Raw genomic sequence first — 19,261 nt, 5'->3', positions numbered from 1 at the left:
TCGTATTTTTGTGCAAGTTTTAAAAGAAGGTATTAATTTTAGTCTGATTTACTATAGAAAAAATCATACCAAAAATTAGTAGATAATTATTATACTATATGAAAAAGGTGGGTAACCATAATTCGATCTCCAGAAAATTATTACTTAGTTTATCGCTAACGTTAATTTTCTCCCTAACTTCATTTGCTCAAGATCCTGCTGCTCCTGCGGCTCCTGAAGCTGCTGCTCCGGCTGCGACTACAGGTGGTGATCCAGTAAAAGGGAAAGAACTTTTTAATGCAAATTGCGCTGCATGTCACAAATTAGATGCTAAATCAACAGGTCCTGCTTTAAGAGGAATTGCGGATAAGCACGATAAAGCTTGGCTTTATAAATGGGTGCATAACAGTTCTGACATGATTAAGTCAGGTGATCCTGTTGCGGTTAAACTTTTTGAGGAAAACAATAAAGCAGTAATGACTTCTTTTCCTCAATTATCTGAAGGTGATATTGATAATATTATTGCTTTTACTTCTGAGAAAAAAGCTGAGCCTGCTGCTGGTGCGCCAGGAACTGTTCCTCCTGGGCAAAAAGCTGAAGGTGGTGGTATTTCTAACAATATTATTTTAGGAGCCCTTGCTCTTGTAATGGCTATTTTAGTTGTTATGTTGTTCATGGTGAACAAGGTGTTGACTAAAGTTGCAAGTAATAACGGAATTGAAGTTGCACCAAAAGAAGGTAGAACTCCAATTTGGAAAGCTTTTGCTAAAAATCAATTTTTAGTTTTAGTTACTTCTATATTTTTGCTTTTAGCTAGTGGTTATTTTGTGTACGGGTACTTGATGCAGGTAGGTGTTGATCAAAATTATGAGCCAATTCAGCCAATTCACTATTCTCACAAAATTCACGCTGGAGATAATGAGATCAATTGTAAATATTGTCACTCTGCTGCACGTGTAAGTAAAACTGCTGGTATACCTTCATTGAATGTTTGTATGAACTGTCATAAAAATATTTCTGAAGTTGCTGAGACTACTGCTACTGCAGAGTACAGTAAAGCATTCTATGATGGAGAAATTCAAAAATTATATGATGCTGTTGGATGGGATAAGACTAAGCAAGCTTATACTGGAAAAACTAAGCCTGTAAAATGGGTTCGTATTCATAATCTTCCTGATTTTGTTTATTTCAATCACTCTCAACACGTTTCTGTTGCAGGAGTTGAATGTCAAACTTGTCACGGTCCGGTACAAGAATTTGAAATCATGAAGCAATACTCTAAATTAACAATGGGATGGTGTGTTGATTGCCATAGAAAAACTGATGTTAAGATGGAAGGAAATGCATATTATGATAAAATTCATGCTGAACTTTCTAAAAAATACGGTGTAGAGAAATTAACTGCAGCGCAAATGGGAGGTTTAGAATGCGGTAAATGCCACTATTAATCGAATTATTAAGATTTTAATATTTATATACAATGTCATCAAACAAAAAATACTGGAAAAGTGTTGAAGAACTAGAAAATAGTTCTATTGTTGAGGCGCTTAGAAATAACGAATTTGTTGAAGAGATTCCTACAGATGAATTCTTAGGAAATGCAGATGCTTTAGCTTCATCTGGAACTTCACGTCGTGACTTTTTAAAGTACGTAGGATTTAGTACTGCGGCAGTTACACTTGCTGCTTGTGAAGGTCCTGTGCACAAGTCTATCCCTTATGTATTACAACCAGAGCAAATCATTCCTGGTGTTGCAGATTACTATGCAACTACTGTTTTTGATGGTTTTGATTTTGCAAATCTTTTGGTGAAAACTCGTGAGGGTCGTCCAATTAAAATTGAGAACAATACTATTTCTGGAGCTAAATTTTCTGCTAATGCTAGAATTCATGCATCTATCTTAGGATTATACGATAGTATGCGTTTGAAAGAGCCTAAATTAGATGGAAAAAATAGCAGCTGGTCAGCAGTTGATTTAAAAATTAAATCAAGTTTAGCTGATGCAAAAGCAAAAGGAGGTCAGGTAGTATTATTAACAAATACATTAGCAAGTCCATCTACTGAGAAATTAATAGGTGAGTTTATTGCTAAAAATCCAAATGCTAAACATGTCGTTTACGATGCGGTTTCTTCATCTGATGCGTTAGATGCTTTTGAAACTGTTTATGGTGAAAGAGCTTTAGTAGATTATGATTTTTCAAAAGCTTCATTAATTGTATCTGTGGGTGCTGATTTCTTGGGAGATTGGCAAGGTGGTGGATATGATGCTGGATATGCAAAAGGACGTATTCCTCAAAACGGAAAAATGTCTCGTCATTTTCAGTTTGAATCAAATATGACATTATCTGGAGCTGCAGCTGATAAGCGTGTTCCAATGACTACAGTTGCTCAAAAGCAAGCTTTAGTTCAAATTTATAATGTTGTTGTTGGTGGTTCAGTTCCTGTTTCTTTAGATGCTAAGTTTAAAGCGGAAGTTGAAAAAGCAGCTCAACAATTAAAAGCAGCTGGTTCTAAAGGAATTTTAGTATCTGGCTTAGAAGATAAGAATGCGCAATTATTAGTTTTAGCTATTAATCAAGCTTTGTCTAGTGAAGCTTTTAATACAGCTGAAACAAGACAAATTAGAAAAGGTTCTAATGCTGTAGTTGCTCAATTGTTAAAAGATATGAATGCAGGAAGTGTTCATACTTTAATCATGAGTGGAGTTAATCCTGTTTATACTTTAGCTGATTCTGCTTCTTTTGTTTCTGGATTGAAAAAAGTTAAAACGTCAGTTGCTTTATCTTTAAAAGAAGATGAAACTGCTGCTGTATCAACAATCGCTGCGCCGGTTCCTCATTATTTAGAGTCTTGGGGAGATTTAGTGATTACAAAAGGAACATATAGTTTAACGCAGCCTACAATTCGTCCAATCTTTGATACAAAACAACTTCAAGATGTTTTATTATCATTGAATGGTGTTGCAGGGAATTTCTACGATTACCTTAAAGTTAATTCAGGGTCAATTATCGCAGGATCTTCTTGGAATAAAGTTTTACACGATGGTGTTTTTGTATACGGTTCAAGTGCTTTAAATGGAGGTTCTTTTGATTATGCAGGTGCTGCAAGTGCACTTTCAAAATCAAAAGCTGCTGGAGATCTTGAATTAGTTTTATATACTAAAACTGGAATGGGAGACGGACAACATGCAAACAATCCTTGGTTGCAAGAGTTTCCAGATCCTATCACAAGAGTTTCGTGGGATAACTATGTAACAGTTTCTAATGCTGATGCAAAGAAATTTAATTTATCAAACGAAATTGTTGCAAACGGTGGTTTAAATGGTAGTTATGCTACTATTACAGCTGCAGATGGAACTAAATTAGAAAATGTACCTGTAATTGTTCAACCTGGACAAGCAGTTGGTACAGTTGGTTTAGCTGTAGGTTATGGTCGCAAAGCTGCTTTAAAAGAAGAAATGCAAGTAGGTATTAATGCTTACGCTTTATATAAAAACTTCAATAATGTTCAAGCTATTTCTATTGTAAAAGCCAATGGAGAGCATGAGTTTGCATGTGTTCAAGGGCAAAAAACATTAATGGGAAGAGGAGATATTATTAAAGAAACAACTTTAAAAATCTTTAATACTGAAGATGCTAAACATTGGAACGAACAACCAATGGTATCTTTAGATCACCAAGAGGTTGAAGCTACTACTGTTGATTTATGGGAGTCATTTGATCGTTCTACAGGACATCACTTTAACTTATCAATCGACTTGAACGCTTGTACTGGATGTGGAGCATGTGTTATTGCTTGTCATGCAGAAAATAACGTTCCTGTAGTAGGTAAATCTGAGGTTAGAAGAAGTCGTGATATGCACTGGTTGCGTATTGACAGATATTATTCTTCTGAAAGTACTTTTGCTGGAGATAACGAAAGAAAAGAAGGTATTGCTGGTTTGTCTAGCTCATTGTCTACATTCAATGAAATGGAAAAACCTGGAGACAATCCACAAGTAGCATTCCAACCTGTAATGTGTCAGCACTGTAACCACGCACCTTGTGAAACAGTTTGTCCGGTTGCTGCGACTTCTCATGGTCGTCAAGGTCAAAATCACATGGCATACAACAGATGTGTTGGTACTCGTTACTGTGCTAATAACTGTCCTTATAAAGTTCGTCGTTTTAACTGGTTCTTATACAACAAAAACAGTGAATTCGATTATCATATGAATGATGATTTAGGTCGTATGGTATTGAACCCAGACGTAAATGTACGTTCACGTGGTGTTATGGAAAAATGTTCTATGTGTATTCAAATGACACAAGCTACTATATTAAATGCTAAAAAAGAAGGCCGTTCAATTGTTGATGGAGAATTCCAAACAGCTTGTTCAAGTGCTTGTTCTTCTGGAGCAATGATATTTGGTGATGTTAATGATGCCGAAAGTAAAGTTGCTAAATTAGCAGCTGATGATAGATCATATCATTTATTAGAGCATGTAGGAACAAAACCTAATGTGGTTTACCATGTTAAAGTTAGAAATACTTAGAATAAATTATTAATAAGAAACAATATAAAGGATTATGTCGTCTCACTACGAAGCACCCATTAGAAAACCTTTAGTTATAGGTGATAAATCATATCACGATGTAACTGTAGATGTGGCAGCACCTGTTGAAGGTCCTGCAAATAAACAATGGTGGATTGTATTTTCAATCGCATTAATAGCCTTCCTTTGGGGGTTAGGTTGTATAATTTACACCGTATCTACCGGTATTGGAACATGGGGATTAAATAAAACAGTTGGTTGGGCTTGGGATATTACTAACTTCGTTTGGTGGGTTGGTATTGGTCACGCTGGAACTTTGATTTCTGCAGTACTATTACTTTTCCGTCAACGTTGGAGAATGGCAATTAACCGTTCTGCAGAAGCAATGACTATTTTCTCAGTAGTTCAAGCAGGATTATTTCCAATTATTCACATGGGACGTCCATGGTTAGCATACTGGGTTTTACCTATTCCAAACCAGTTTGGATCTTTATGGGTAAACTTTAACTCACCATTACTTTGGGACGTATTCGCAATTTCAACTTATCTTTCAGTATCATTAGTTTTCTGGTGGACTGGTTTATTACCTGACTTTGCAATGCTACGTGATAGAGCTATAACTCCATTTAACAAAAGAGTTTATTCTATCTTAAGTTTTGGATGGAGCGGTAGAGCAAAAGACTGGCAGCGTTTTGAAGAAGTATCATTAGTATTAGCTGGTTTAGCTACTCCTCTTGTACTTTCTGTACACACGATTGTATCGATGGACTTTGCTACTTCTGTAATTCCAGGATGGCATACAACAATTTTCCCTCCGTACTTCGTTGCTGGAGCGGTATTCTCTGGATTTGCGATGGTAAATACATTGTTGATCGTTATGAGAAAAGTTTCTAATCTTGAAGCATACATCACATTGCAACATATCGAATTGATGAACATCATTATTATGATTACAGGTTCGATTGTAGGTGTTGCTTATATTACTGAGTTATTCGTAGCTTGGTATTCTGGCGTAGAGTATGAGCAATATGCATTCTTAAACAGAGCTACAGGACCTTACTGGTGGGCATATTGGTCAATGATGACTTGTAACGTTTTCTCTCCACAGTTTATGTGGTTCAAAAAACTAAGAACAAGTATCATGTTCTCATTTATTATTTCGATTGTGGTAAACATCGGAATGTGGTTTGAAAGATTCGTAATTATTGTTACTTCTTTACATAGAGATTATCTTCCATCTTCTTGGACAATGTTCTCACCAACATTTGTTGATATTGGAATTTTCATTGGAACAATTGGTTTCTTCTTTGTATTGTTTTTATTATACTCTAGAACATTCCCTGTAATTGCACAGGCAGAGGTTAAAACAATTCTAAAAGGAACAGGAGATAATTACATTAGAGAAAGAGCAAAAAATAAAGATTCACATCATGAGTAATAAAGTAATATACGCCATTTATAATGACGATGATATTTTGATGGATGCAGTAAAGAAAACTAGAGCTGCACATCATCATATTGAAGAGGTTTTTACTCCATTTCCTGTTCACGGATTGGATAAAGCAATGGGTTTAGCACCAACAAGATTAGCAATTTGTTCTTTTCTTTACGGATGTGTTGGTATTTCATTTGCTACATTTATGATGAGTTATATCATGATTCACGATTGGCCGCAAGATATTGGAGGTAAGCCTAGTTTCAGCTTCATTCAAAATATGCCTTCTTTTGTGCCTATTATGTTTGAGATGACTGTATTTTTTGCGGCGCACTTAATGGTTATTACTTTTTATATGAGAAGTAGATTATGGCCGTTTAAAGAAGCTGAAAATCCAGATGTAAGAACAACAGATGACCATTTTTTAATGGAAGTTGCTGTGAATAATAATGAGGCAGAACTAGTTACTTTTTTTGAAGGAACTGGAGCTGTTGAAGTTAAAGTAATTGAAAAGAATTAATTGTAGCTATGAAAAGGATATATAAAATAACACTTTTAGTTGGTATAACTATTTTAGTTTCATCTTGCCACAATAATTCGGCACCAAACTATCAGTATTTCCCTAATATGTATGAGTCTTTAGCATATGAGCCATATGCAGAAGCAAAAATATTTAAGGGTGGTAAAGAAGGACAGCTTCCTGTAGAAGGAACTATCAATAGAGGTTTTGAGCCTTATGAGTATGAAAATTCAACTGCAGGTTATGAATTGGCAAAAGCTAATTTAAAATCGCCTTTGACTGAAGCAGAAAAAGCTTCTGAAAAAGGAAAAGAACTTTTCGAAATTTACTGTATGAGTTGCCATGGTGCAACTGGAAACGGTAAAGGGAAATTGGTTGAAAGAGAGAAATTTCTTGGAGTACCTAGCTATAAAGATAGAGAAATCACTGAAGGAAGTATCTTTCATGTTGAGACTTATGGTTTAAATGCAATGGGTTCGCATGCAAATCAATTAAGTGCCCACGAACGTTGGTTAGTTGCTGACTATGTTCTAAAACTAAGAAGCCAATTATAATTGTTGAACAAACTGATCGTAATAGATATGTATACATTTTCAAGTAAATTAAAAACTTTTTCTTTCATCCTAATGATCGTTGGTATATTAGGAATAGGATATGGTTTTTTAACTGCTCCTAAAGATATTCAAGAAGTTGAAAAAATTCTTGCTGCAGATGCTCATGGTTCTCATGGTGCTGCACATGAAGTAACAGCAGAAGCTTCTCATGCAGAAGCTGGGCATCACGAAACTGCTGAGGCATCTCATGATTCACATAAAGGTGGTGAACATGCAAAAGTTAATGCCGCTGATGAACATACAGAACATTTAAACCATGTACTGCACCAATTACAAAACAAACCTTGGTCTGCATTGTATGTAGCTTGTATTTTCTTTTTATTGCTTGCAATGGGAGTTTTAGCATTTTATGCTATTCAACAAGTTGCTCAGGCAGGTTGGTCTCCAGTTTTGTTTAGAGTAATGCAAGGTATTACGGCTTATTTGCCAGTTGGTTCTGTAATTTTCTTTATTATTTTGGTTCTTTGCGGACTTCATTTTAATCATATTTTTGTATGGTTGGGTGAAGGTGTTACGGATCCGAAAAGCCCTAATTATGATGCAATTATCGCTGGTAAATCAGGATATCTAAACTTCCCATTTTGGATTGTTAGAGCAGGTATCTTTTTATTAGGATGGAATTTATATAATTATTTCTCTAGAAAAAATTGTTTAGCTCAAGATGAAGCTAATGATGATTTGTACTATAAAAAGAACTTTAAGGCATCAGCTGGATTTTTAGTATTCTTTATTGTATCTGAATCTATTATGTCTTGGGATTGGATTATGTCATTTGACCCACACTGGTTTAGTACATTATTCGGATGGTATGTTTTTGCTTCTTTCTTTGTAAGCGGAATTACTACTATCGCTTTAGTGACTATTTATTTAAAATCTAAAGGATATTTAGAGTTTGTTAATACAAGCCACATTCATGATTTAGCTAAATTCATGTTTGGTATTAGTATTTTCTGGACATACTTATGGTTCTCGCAATTCATGTTGATCTGGTATGCAAATATTCCTGAGGAGGTTACTTATTTCATCACAAGAATTCAATTGTATAACTTGCCATTCTTTGGTGCTGTGGTTATGAATTTTGTTTTCCCATTGTTAATCTTAATCAATACTGATTTCAAACGTCTAAGCTGGATTATTGTAATGGCTGGTATTGTTATTTTATTAGGACATTATATTGATTTCTTTAATATGATTATGCCTGGTACAGTAGGAGATAAATGGTTTATTGGAGTTTCTGAAATTGCGTCTATTCTTTTCTTTTTAGGATTGTTTATTTTTACAGTGTTTACTGCATTAACTAAATCTCCTTTACTTGCAAAAAGAAATCCTTTCATAGAAGAAAGTAAACATTTTCATTATTAATATTTAAAGAAATAAACAGATGACAAGTTTGTTGGTAATTGTAGTTTTAGTTTTATTAGCAGTTGCATTATGGCAATTGACCAAGATATTTGATCTTACTCAAGTAGGATCTTCTTCGGACGATTCTCAGGTTGCATCAGATAATGATAATAATATTCAGGGATATATTATGTTTGGCTTTTTAGCTTTCATTTATATATTTACTATTTATGGTTTACTAAAATGGGGTAATTTAGTGCTTCATACACCAGCTTCAGAGCATGGGCTTTTAGTAGATAGTTTGATGAATATTACTTGGGTATTAATCTTTACAGTTCAAGTTATTACTCAAGGCTTACTGCACTGGTTTTCTTTTAAAAATAGAGGACATAAAGATAAAAAAGCTTTATTCTTTGCAGATAGTAATAAATTAGAAGCAATTTGGAGTATCATTCCATCTGTAGTTCTAGCTTGTTTAATTCTTTATGGATTATATGCTTGGAATAACATCATGTTTGTTGACAAAGATGAGGATGTTGTAGAGATCGAATTATATGCTCAACAGTTTAAATGGACTGCAAGATATGCAGGTCAAGATAATGTTTTAGGAAAAGCAAACGTTCGTTTAATTGAAGGAATTAATACATTAGGAGTTGATATGTCTGATCCTAATTCTCAAGATGATATTGTAGTTTCTGAACTTCATATTCCTAAAGGTAAAAAAGTACATTTCAAAATGCGTTCTCAAGACGTACTGCATTCAGCTTATTTTCCTCACTTTAGAGCACAAATGAACTGTGTTCCTGGTATGGTTACTGAGTTTGCTTTTGTTCCAACTTATACTACTGCTGAATACAGAGAGTTGCCATTTATGGTTGAGAAAGTTGCAAACATCAACAAATTAAGAGCTGAAAAAAGTATTGAGTTAGTTGCAAAAGGAGGTACAGCTTTAGATCCTTATACATTTGATTATTTATTATTATGTAATAAAATTTGTGGAGCTTCACACTATAACATGCAAATGAAAGTTGTTGTAGATACTCCAGAAGAATATAAAAAATGGTTAAGCGAGAAAACTACTTTAGCTCAGGATATTAAAGCGGCAGCAGCTGCTAAAAAGCCTGAAGCAGAAGGTGCTGCACCAAGTGATACTACTGCAAAAGTTATCGATACTGTAAAAGCAGTTGTAGATACAGTTAAAGCAGCTGTAGCTAAAGTTGCGATGAAATAATATTATTAAGAAAATTTAAAGTACACATATATGTCAGCAGAAGCGCACGGTCACGATCACGGACACGATCACGAGCACGAACATCATCATAAAGACACATTCATTACTAAATATATTTTTAGTATTGATCACAAAATGATCGCTAAGCAATACTTGATTACAGGTATTATCATGGGGATTATTGGTATTGCTATGTCTTTGCTTTTCAGAATGCAATTGGCTTGGCCAGAAGAGTCTTTTAAAATCTTTAATGTTTTATTAGGGGATAAATTTGCACCTGATGGTGTAATGGCAAATGATATTTATCTAGCTTTGGTTACAATTCACGGTACCATTATGGTATTCTTTGTACTGACAGCTGGTTTGAGTGGAACTTTTAGTAACTTACTTATTCCGCTTCAAATTGGAGCGCGAGATATGGCTTCTGGATTTATGAATATGATTTCATACTGGTTGTTCTTCTTATCTGCTGTAGTTATGTTATGTTCTTTATTTGTTGAAGCTGGACCAGCTTCTGCAGGTTGGACAATCTATCCACCATTAAGTGCTTTACCACAAGCGATCCCTGGATCTGGAACTGGTATGACTTTATGGTTAGTTTCGATGGCTATCTTTATTGCATCTTCTTTAATGGGATCATTAAACTACATCGTAACTGTTATTAACTTAAGAACAAAAGGAATGTCTATGACTAGACTTCCTCTTACAATCTGGACATTTTTCGTAACAGCTATTATTGGTGTTATTTCATTCCCAGTATTATTATCAGCTGCTTTATTATTGATTTTTGATAGAAGTTTTGGTACTTCATTCTTCTTATCTGATATCTATATTGCAGGAGAGGTTTTACACTACCAAGGAGGTTCTCCAGTATTGTTTGAGCACTTATTCTGGTTCTTAGGTCACCCTGAGGTTTATATCGTAATCTTACCAGCAATGGGGCTTGTTTCTGAAATTATGGCTACGAACTCTCGTAAACCAATTTTTGGATACAGAGCGATGATTATGTCAGTTCTTGCAATTGCATTTTTATCAACTATTGTATGGGGTCACCACATGTTTATCTCTGGTATGAATCCTTTCTTAGGATCTGTATTTACCTTTACAACTTTATTAATTGCAATTCCATCTGCTGTAAAAGCGTTCAACTGGATTACAACTTTATGGAAAGGTAACTTACAATTTAATCCTGCAATGTTGTTCTCTATTGGAATGGTTTCGACTTTCATCACAGGAGGTTTAACTGGAATCATTTTAGGAGATAGTACTTTAGATATTAATGTTCACGATACTTACTTTGTAATTGCTCACTTTCACTTAGTAATGGGTATTTCTGCACTTTACGGAATGTTTGCTGGTATTTACCACTGGTTCCCTAAAATGTACGGAAGAATGTTAAATAAGAACTTAGGTTATATTCACTTTTGGATTACAGCAGTTTGTGCTTATGGAGTTTTCTTCCCAATGCACTTCATCGGATTAGCTGGTTTACCAAGACGTTACTATACAAATACTAACTTCCCATTATTTGATGATTTACAAAATGTGAATGTTTTAATTACAACATTTGCTCTTGTGGGAGGAGCTTTCCAATTAGTATTCTTGTACAACTTCTTTAGTAGTATTTTCTACGGTAAGAAAGCAGTTCAAAATCCTTGGAGATCTACAACATTAGAGTGGACTACTCCTGTTGAACATATTCACGGAAACTGGCCAGGTGAAATTCCTCATGTATATCGTTGGCCGTATGACTATAGTAACCCAAATCATGATGTAGATTTTGTTCCTCAAAATGTACCAATGAAAGAAGGTGAAGAAGTTTTACACCACTAAAATAATAGAAAGACTGTCAGAGATGACAGTCTTTTTTTTATGTGTTATTTTAAATAGTTAAATTGTTACTGTTTACATACTGATTTACTTTGTATATCTTTGTAGAATGAATGAGAATTTAGATCCAACAACTAAAGGATATAACCCAGAAGAATTAGATCTTGAAAAGAGATTACGCCCATTGTCATTTGATGACTTTGCCGGACAAGATCAGGTTTTAGAGAACTTAAAAGTTTTTGTTGCCGCTGCAAATCAACGTGGCGAGGCGCTCGATCATGCTTTATTTCATGGACCTCCTGGACTTGGAAAAACGACTTTAGCTAATATTCTGGCAAATGAACTTGAAGTTGGAATAAAAATTACTTCCGGCCCCGTTTTAGATAAGCCTGGTGATTTAGCGGGATTGTTAACAAATCTTGATGAAAGAGATGTTTTATTTATTGATGAAATTCATCGTTTGAGTCCTATTGTTGAAGAGTATTTATATTCGGCAATGGAAGATTTCAAAATTGATATTATGATTGAATCTGGTCCAAATGCTAGAACAGTGCAGATCAATTTGAATCCTTTTACTTTGATTGGTGCAACGACTCGTTCAGGATTATTAACGGCTCCAATGAGAGCTCGTTTTGGAATCTCATCTCGATTACAGTATTATTCTACTGAACTTTTGACAACAATTGTTGAAAGAAGTGCAGGGATATTAAAAATGCCTATAGATCTTGAAGCTGCAATTGAAATTGCAGGCAGAAGTCGTGGTACTCCTCGTATTGCGAATGCACTACTGCGACGAGTTCGTGATTTTGCACAGATAAAAGGGAATGGTACTATTGATATTGAGATTTCTCGTTACGCATTGAAAGCTTTAAATGTTGATGCGCATGGCTTAGATGAAATGGATAATAAAATACTATTAACTATTATAAATAAGTTTAAGGGTGGGCCTGTAGGTCTTTCTACTTTGGCTACAGCCGTATCTGAAAGCAGCGAAACTATTGAGGAAGTGTACGAACCTTTCTTGATTCAAGAGGGATTTATTATGCGTACGCCTCGTGGTCGTGAAGTTACAGACAAAGCATATAAACATTTAGGTAAGTTAAATACAAATATTCAAGGAGGTTTGTTTTAGCAGTTATGTGTAATTATGTAAAATATAAGTACCCAAATAAATTATCAATAGTTCGTTTTTTTAAAGATGCTGAAGGGGTTAGAAAAAATCCGATTCCTTTTCATAATAGATATTTCGAGAAATTTGGAGATTCTTTTTCCATTAGAATTGGTTTCTCAAAGCATATCATTTTGTCGAGAGATAATGAAATTGCACAATATATTTTAGTTAAAAATCAAAAGAATTATCATAAATCTAAATTTCAATCTGTATATCTTTCTAAGTATTTAGGGAAAGGTCTTTTAACCAGTGATGGTGATTTTTGGTTAAAGCAGAGACGCCTTATCCAACCAGCATTTCATAAACAAAAAATGAATCAGTTGGTTGATAATATGAATATAACTATTAGTGCAGAATTAGATAATCTGGGTGAAGAAAAGCCGATAGATCTTTTTCCAATAATGAGTAATCTGGCATTTAATGTTGTGGCAAAATCTTTGTTTCAGCTTGAAACTGCAGAAGATAAATTCGAGCGAATTAAATTTATTATTGAAGAAGTACAACATTTTTTAATTAAAGAAATTCGGCTTCCACATAAAGCTTGGTGGTTCTCATTAAGTGGTCAAGTAAAAAGACATCTCAGATTAGCCGAAGAGAATAATAGTATTATTCGTGAAATTATCGAGGAACGAAAAGCTTCAAAGGAAGAAATAAACGATTTATTGAATATGCTTTTAGAAACCAGATACGAGGATACTGGTGAAAGCATGTCTGTAGAGCAATTGATTGATGAAATTAAAGTTTTGTTTATAGCAGGACATGAAACAACTGCAAATGCTTTAACATTTACACTTCATTTGTTAGGCAGTAATCTAGAAGTACAGGAAAAAGTTTTTGAAGAAATTTATGAAATTGAGTCGCAAACTGAAAATGTTATCGAGCAACTTCAAAAAATGACCTATTTAAATGCCGTTTTGAACGAATCTATGCGTTTGTATCCACCAGCTTGGATTACAGACAGACAGAATCTTGAAGATGATTGTTTTGGACAGTTTAAAATAAAGAAAGATACCCTGATTGGCGTTTCTTTTTATGAATTGCACCGTAATCCTAAGTATTGGAAGAATCCAGATGAATTCATTCCTGAGCGATTTTTGGGCGAGCAAAAGAAAGAGTCAATGCAATATTTTTATCCCTTTGGTGCAGGACCAAGGATGTGTATTGGAACTGGCTTTGCCATTTATGAAATGTGTCTTACAATATCTCAAATTGTAAAATAATATGTGATTAAATCTAATGAAAGTGTAATTCTGTTTAATCCATTAATTACTTTAAAACCTGTTAATGTTAAAGTTTCATTCTCTAAAAGATGCTGATTAATTCTAAAGAGACATATTCAAAATTTATAAAATCAGAAGCTAAACGACTTGGCTTTATTTCGTGTGGAATATCTAAAGCTGGTTTTTTAGAACAAGAAGCTCCACGCCTTGAGAAGTATCTAAAAAACAATTACAATGGTCAAATGGCCTATATGGAGAACCATTTTGATAAGAGACTTGACCCAACTTTATTGGTTGATGATGCAAAAAGCGTTGTTTCTCTTTTGCTTAATTACTATCCTTCGGAAGTTCAAAATGAGGAAAGTTTTAAGATTTCCAAATATGCATACGGTCAGGATTATCATTTTGTTATAAAAGAAAAATTAAAAGAATTTCTTCATTCGATTCAAGAGAATATTGGAGAAGTTTCTGGTCGCGCTTTTGTTGATTCTGCACCAGTTTTGGATAAAGCCTGGGCAGCAAAAAGTGGTTTAGGATGGATTGGAAAAAACAGTAATTTAATTACCCAAAAAGTAGGCTCTTTCTACTTTATAGCAGAACTTATTTTAGATTTAGAGTTAGAATATGATCATGCAGTAACAGATCATTGCGGTTCTTGCACCGCTTGTATTGATGCTTGTCCCACACAAGCAATAGTTGCACCATATGTGGTCGATGGCAGTAAATGTATATCGTATTATACTATTGAATTGAAAGAAAATTTGCCACATGAAATGAAGGGAAAATTTGACGAATGGATGTTTGGATGCGACACTTGTCAAGATGTTTGTCCTTGGAATCGATTTTCTAAACCACATTCCGAACCATTGTTTAATCCTAATCCTGAATTGCTTTCTTTCTCTAAAAAAGATTGGCTTGAAATTACCGAAGAAACCTTTCGGTTAGTCTTTAAAAATTCGCCTATCAAACGAACTAAATTTGATGGTCTTAAGCGAAATATAAATTTTCTAAAATAAATTTATTCTTTAGTTTATAATAAGTGCTTAATGCAATTTTATTTATATGAATAATTAAAATGCACATATCTGATTATTAAAACGTTAGGTGTGTTTTTATGTCGTATTTAGATATTGTTTTGTAAGATAATATTGAATATTAATCGGTTTAGCTTCTGTAAACTGATTTTTCTTCAAAATTTTAAGAATTTTCTGCTGTTTTGTTATTGAATTGTTATGTTTTTAAAACATTAAGGTTAATTTTTTTTTGAACAAATGTGCATTTCAACGTTTTTCTATGTAGTTTGTCGACTAATGTAGTTAGTATTGAGGGCTTTGTATACTTTCGCGGCACCAAATTTACTTAACTAACCCCAAAGACATTGTGTCTTGAACCTAAATGCATTATGGCTCAAACGCTTACCTACTTTTTGTGTGATTTTGAAAAGTCCTTTTTCAATTATCCAAAATCCGTTTACATTATTTTTTCGTATCTGTATTATAATCTGAAAGCCAAATTTTGGTTTTCAGCTTCCAAATTTTCTATACTCCCAACTAATACCCTGTTTGTCTATGCGTAACTTTACTTTTAGAGAGCTTAATTTTTTTAAGCTTATTTCTTTTATTTTATTGTTTCTATTGGCGGGAAATTTTGATGCTTCAGCCCAGTTTTTTAAAAAACATTATATAGCACCAGCACCTTGGCAGTATACAAGTAACGCAAATGAAATTGTAATTGCAACGAATTCTACTTCTACAGTAACTTTTACAATAACTAGAAGTAACGGTACAGCAGTTTCTTTGACAAAAAATGGTACCACAGTGTCAGGTTCATTGACAACTATAAAAGGAGCACCTGCTGTTTATAGATTTGTTGGAGATCCTACTTTAGCTGCTTTAGGTTATAATGCTCTTAATACACCTTATGCTGATAGGGGACTTATAGTTACTGTTACCAGTACTACAGGAGAAGTTTCTGTGAATCTAAGAAATGTAGCATCTGATGCTGTAGGCGGTGATACAAATATTAAAGGAAATGCTTCTTTAACTAGTTTTGGAGATGCGGGTATCGGAACAGAATTTAGAGTAGGATACTATCGTAATGCTACATCATCGACAGCTACTGATCGGCCTATTTACAGTGTGATGGCAATTAATGGTGGTACACAAGTAAAATTAAATGGAGCACTTTTAACTACGCTAGCTGCTGGTCAAAGTTATTTATTTAATGCGAATATTGGTGATTTAGTTGAGTCATCGGGTGGATCTATTGTAATGAATACAGGTATGAGAGTAGATACACCTGGAGGGTGTGGAGACGGAACTTTTGATCAATTGCCACCAGTATCTGTTTTAGGGATGGAATACTTTCTTGAAAGAGGAAAAGGTAATGATACTGCAGAGCAGACTACTGTTGTAGCAACCAAACCTGGTACAGTATTAACAATAAATACTTATGCAGTTAATGGTACTGAAATAGCAGGTTCGCCAGTAACTATAAACTTAGCCAATGCAGGTAGTTTTCATATTCTTAAAAATGGGGTTTCTGGAACTCAATTTACATCATCAAGAATTTTAGCGACTAATAATGTAGCTGTTTATTCTGGTACAGGAGATAATTGTGAAGTTGATATTTCGACAATTGCTCCCGTATCAGCTTGTGGAGGGTCTAATTTTGTGGAAACATCTTCTTTTTTAGGGTATGGTAATCAATCACTGGATTATTTTGGTTATGTTCTTTTAAAAAGCGCAACAGACGCAGTTACCGTTAATGCTGCTACTCCTATTAATTTAAGTCCTCGTCGCAAGTTGGGAACAACTGATTGGTATATAATAGATTTTAATAGAACTCAAATAGGTAATCCTGGTATTATTTCTATTAGTAGCGCTTCAAAACTTACAGTTTCTATTGCGCAACAAGGTAGTGGCTATTCTATGGCGGCATTTTTCTCCAATTTTGCACAGCAGCCAACAGCTCCAAAAGAAACTTATATTCAAGGAAGTAATTGTCTTAAGGAATCGGCCACATTAACAACAGATCCTGATTTTGCACCCTATGAATGGCGTTATAATGGTGTAGTTATTCCAAATCAAACATCAAAGACTATCACGGTTACTAAAACGGGTTCTTATACAGTAGTTTCTACCTTATCTTGTGGTGTTAGTTCTCAATCGACACCAATTGCTGTTACTCTTTGTAGCGATGTTGCAGTCGAAAATAAGATTGATGTTGCAAGTCAATGTGTGGGATCTAATGTAGTTTTTACCATAACGGCAAAAAATTTAGGACCAGCTAATGCTGAAAGTGTCTCTGTGACGGACCAACTTCCTTCAGGATATACATATGTTTCTTCGGTTGCATCAGCTGGAACATCATATAATAATACAAATGGTATTTGGACAATTTCTAATTTAGATAATGGCGCAAGTGCTGTGCTAACAATAACTGCTACTGTTAATAGTTCTGGGAATTATAATAATACAGCGACGATCTCGTCGTCTTATACTACAGATAATCCTACTAATAATACCGCTTCGGCATCGGTTACACGAATAAATCCACCAACAACAGCCGATGCAGGGCCTGATCAAACTGGTTCTGCAACTTGTGGATTGACTACAATTAGCCTTGCAGGAAATACTCCGACAAATGGAACGGGTAAATGGACAATTGTAAGTGGGACAGGAGGATCATTTGCATCAGATACGAATCCTAAAACTACTTTTTCGGGAGTAGCGGGAGCCTCATATACTTTACGATGGACAATTTCTAATGATCCTTGTGTCGCATCTACTGATGACGTGGTTGTAACTTTTAATCAATTACCAACAGCAGCTGTAAATGCGACTGTTGCAACGGGAGTAACCTGTACTGGTTTCACTGCGAATTGGCAGGCAGTTGCTGATGCGACAGCTTATTTATTAGATATTTCTACAACGCGTACTTTTAATGGAGGTACTTTTGTTGCGACCTATAATGGTAGGCCCGTTGGAAATGTAACTTCTTTTGATGTTACAGGACTAAATTATGGAACTACTTATTTTTACAGAGTTTGGGCAGTGAATCAATGTGGTATTAGGAATGAAGTATCTAATGAAATTGAGGTTTTTGTGAATGGGCCAGTAACCACAGGGGTTACTATTTGCCAAGGCGGATCGGGAATATTAAGTAGTGCAACTGTTTGTAGTCCGGTGCCTCAGGTTCCTAGGACAGCTAGTGGGAGTGGAGGGACGTCTAATCGCGTAAATTATGGAGGTAATGGAAATATCGATATCAATATACTTTTTCCAATATTGCCTAATGGTGCAGTAGTAACCAGTACTTCCACAACCATTAGTTTCAAAACTAATGGTACTTCTTGGTTAAGTGATTTAAGAGTTAGAATTACGCCTCCTTCTGCTGTTGGGACACAAACAGGGGACTTAAAGCCATCTGAAACTGACAGTAGAGGTGCTGAAACGAAACCTTTAAGAACATGGAGTGGATCAGGAAATCCGAATGGAAACTGGAAATTTGAATTTAAGGAAAGTATTAATGATAGTGGAGTTAACCCAGATACTGATATCACTAATATTACGATTACGGTTAATTATACTTTGCCAGGATCGATAGAATGGTATAAAACGGCTACAAGTACTACACCATTAGGTACAGGTTCAACGTTTGATCCAGTAGTTTCAGATGGATTAGATACTAATATACCAGGTAAATATACTTATTATTCGGTATGTACAGGTGGAAGTTGTAGAACAGCGACTGATTTTATTGTAAATGCACTACCAGCAGCAGCAACCTTAAGTTCAAACAGTCCAGTTTGTTCAGGATCGAATGCTGTATTTACTATAACAGGAACAGCAGGTAATACTGTTACTTATACAGGCGCACAATCAGGTACTGCTACAATAGGTTCTGGAGGAACAGTAGATATTACCGTTTCTAATGTAAGCTCAAATACAACATTGAATATAACCAATGTTAGTAATGGAACATGTAACCGTGCATTGAGTGGTGCTGCGGCTACCGCTACAGTAACTGTGAATCCTACTCCAGCACCTCCAACAGCTTCAGCTCTAGTATATTGTTCATCAGAGAATAAAACAATAAATGATTTAACGGTTACAACAGGATCAAACCTTAAATGGTATACGACTGCTACAGGGGGAACTGCTTTGGCAGCATCAACTGTTGTGACAACTAATACTTATTATGTAAGCCAGAGTTCAGCTGCAGGATGTGAGAGTACAAGAACGTCAGTTTCAGTAACTGTGAATCCTACTCCAGCACCTCCAACAGCTTCAGCTCTAGTATATTGTTCATCAGAGAATAAAACAATAAATGATTTAACGGTTACAACAGGATCAAACCTTAAATGGTATACGACTGCTACAGG

12 protein-coding genes are annotated in these 19,261 nt (G+C 34.9%); all 12 read left to right on the top strand.

Features of this window, described 5'->3' with window-relative positions; all coding sequences use genetic code 11:
* Nucleotides 1–98: 98 nt before the first annotated feature.
* Complete coding sequence (locus ACHRVL_RS00060) at nucleotides 99–1,427, top strand: c-type cytochrome (protein ID WP_129053103.1); 1,329 nt, start codon at nucleotides 99–101, stop codon at nucleotides 1,425–1,427.
* A 32-nt stretch (nucleotides 1,428–1,459) separates the two neighbouring features.
* A complete protein-coding gene (locus ACHRVL_RS00055; protein ID WP_395409413.1) occupies nucleotides 1,460–4,513 on the top strand; it encodes a TAT-variant-translocated molybdopterin oxidoreductase in 3,054 nt (1,017 codons plus the stop codon).
* A 34-nt stretch (nucleotides 4,514–4,547) separates the two neighbouring features.
* Nucleotides 4,548–5,951 (top strand): NrfD/PsrC family molybdoenzyme membrane anchor subunit, encoded by a 1,404-nt coding sequence (nrfD, locus tag ACHRVL_RS00050; protein WP_089052709.1) that lies wholly within the window; start codon nucleotides 4,548–4,550, stop codon nucleotides 5,949–5,951.
* Nucleotides 5,944–6,468 carry a DUF3341 domain-containing protein gene (locus ACHRVL_RS00045; protein WP_089052710.1) on the top strand — a complete coding sequence of 175 codons (525 nt, stop codon included), beginning with the start codon at nucleotides 5,944–5,946 and terminating at the stop codon, nucleotides 6,466–6,468. The genes nrfD and ACHRVL_RS00045 overlap by 8 nt, the downstream gene beginning before the upstream one ends.
* 8 nt (nucleotides 6,469–6,476) lie before the next feature.
* A complete protein-coding gene (locus ACHRVL_RS00040; protein ID WP_395409411.1) occupies nucleotides 6,477–7,022 on the top strand; it encodes a cytochrome c in 546 nt (181 codons plus the stop codon).
* A 27-nt stretch (nucleotides 7,023–7,049) separates the two neighbouring features.
* A complete protein-coding gene (locus ACHRVL_RS00035; RefSeq protein WP_395409409.1) occupies nucleotides 7,050–8,444 on the top strand; it encodes a quinol:cytochrome C oxidoreductase in 1,395 nt (464 codons plus the stop codon).
* A 19-nt stretch (nucleotides 8,445–8,463) separates the two neighbouring features.
* Entirely contained in the window at nucleotides 8,464–9,654 is a 1,191-nt protein-coding gene (locus tag ACHRVL_RS00030) for a cytochrome c oxidase subunit II (protein WP_089052713.1), read from the top strand.
* A 30-nt stretch (nucleotides 9,655–9,684) separates the two neighbouring features.
* A complete protein-coding gene (locus ACHRVL_RS00025) occupies nucleotides 9,685–11,487 on the top strand; it encodes a cbb3-type cytochrome c oxidase subunit I (protein WP_089052714.1) in 1,803 nt (600 codons plus the stop codon).
* A gap of 106 nt (nucleotides 11,488–11,593) precedes the next feature.
* The gene (ruvB, locus tag ACHRVL_RS00020; RefSeq protein ID WP_089052715.1) at nucleotides 11,594–12,616 is read left to right on the top strand and encodes a Holliday junction branch migration DNA helicase RuvB; all 1,023 of its coding nucleotides are present in this window, start codon (nucleotides 11,594–11,596) and stop codon (nucleotides 12,614–12,616) included.
* Nucleotides 12,617–12,621: 5 nt separating this feature from the next.
* Nucleotides 12,622–13,875, top strand: coding sequence for a cytochrome P450 (locus ACHRVL_RS00015; RefSeq protein WP_395409406.1), 1,254 nt, complete (start codon nucleotides 12,622–12,624; stop codon nucleotides 13,873–13,875).
* A gap of 89 nt (nucleotides 13,876–13,964) precedes the next feature.
* On the top strand, nucleotides 13,965–14,891 hold the full coding sequence (gene queG / locus ACHRVL_RS00010; RefSeq protein WP_395409405.1) for a tRNA epoxyqueuosine(34) reductase QueG: 927 nt from the start codon (nucleotides 13,965–13,967) through the stop codon (nucleotides 14,889–14,891).
* Nucleotides 14,892–15,443: 552 nt separating this feature from the next.
* The coding region (locus ACHRVL_RS00005; protein ID WP_395409403.1) for a fibronectin type III domain-containing protein at nucleotides 15,444–19,261 on the top strand (3,818 nt) is incomplete at its 3' end.

It is taken from the genome of Flavobacterium sp. FlaQc-28 (assembly GCF_044007415.1).
GTDB lineage: Bacteria > Bacteroidota > Bacteroidia > Flavobacteriales > Flavobacteriaceae > Flavobacterium.
This window is presented reverse-complemented; position numbering and strand designations above follow the sequence as displayed.

What these genes read in the sequence shown, in the direction of transcription:
- ACHRVL_RS00060 (WP_129053103.1), top strand. Translation starts at nt 99, where the DNA reads ATGAAAAAGGTGGGTAACCATAATTCGATCTCCAGAAAATTATTACTT.
- ACHRVL_RS00055 (WP_395409413.1), top strand. Translation starts at nt 1,460, where the DNA reads ATGTCATCAAACAAAAAATACTGGAAAAGTGTTGAAGAACTAGAAAAT.
- nrfD (WP_089052709.1), top strand. Translation starts at nt 4,548, where the DNA reads ATGTCGTCTCACTACGAAGCACCCATTAGAAAACCTTTAGTTATAGGT.
- ACHRVL_RS00045 (WP_089052710.1), top strand. Translation starts at nt 5,944, where the DNA reads ATGAGTAATAAAGTAATATACGCCATTTATAATGACGATGATATTTTG.
- ACHRVL_RS00040 (WP_395409411.1), top strand. Translation starts at nt 6,477, where the DNA reads ATGAAAAGGATATATAAAATAACACTTTTAGTTGGTATAACTATTTTA.
- ACHRVL_RS00035 (WP_395409409.1), top strand. Translation starts at nt 7,050, where the DNA reads ATGTATACATTTTCAAGTAAATTAAAAACTTTTTCTTTCATCCTAATG.
- ACHRVL_RS00030 (WP_089052713.1), top strand. Translation starts at nt 8,464, where the DNA reads ATGACAAGTTTGTTGGTAATTGTAGTTTTAGTTTTATTAGCAGTTGCA.
- ACHRVL_RS00025 (WP_089052714.1), top strand. Translation starts at nt 9,685, where the DNA reads ATGTCAGCAGAAGCGCACGGTCACGATCACGGACACGATCACGAGCAC.
- ruvB (WP_089052715.1), top strand. Translation starts at nt 11,594, where the DNA reads ATGAATGAGAATTTAGATCCAACAACTAAAGGATATAACCCAGAAGAA.
- ACHRVL_RS00015 (WP_395409406.1), top strand. Translation starts at nt 12,622, where the DNA reads ATGTGTAATTATGTAAAATATAAGTACCCAAATAAATTATCAATAGTT.
- queG (WP_395409405.1), top strand. Translation starts at nt 13,965, where the DNA reads ATGCTGATTAATTCTAAAGAGACATATTCAAAATTTATAAAATCAGAA.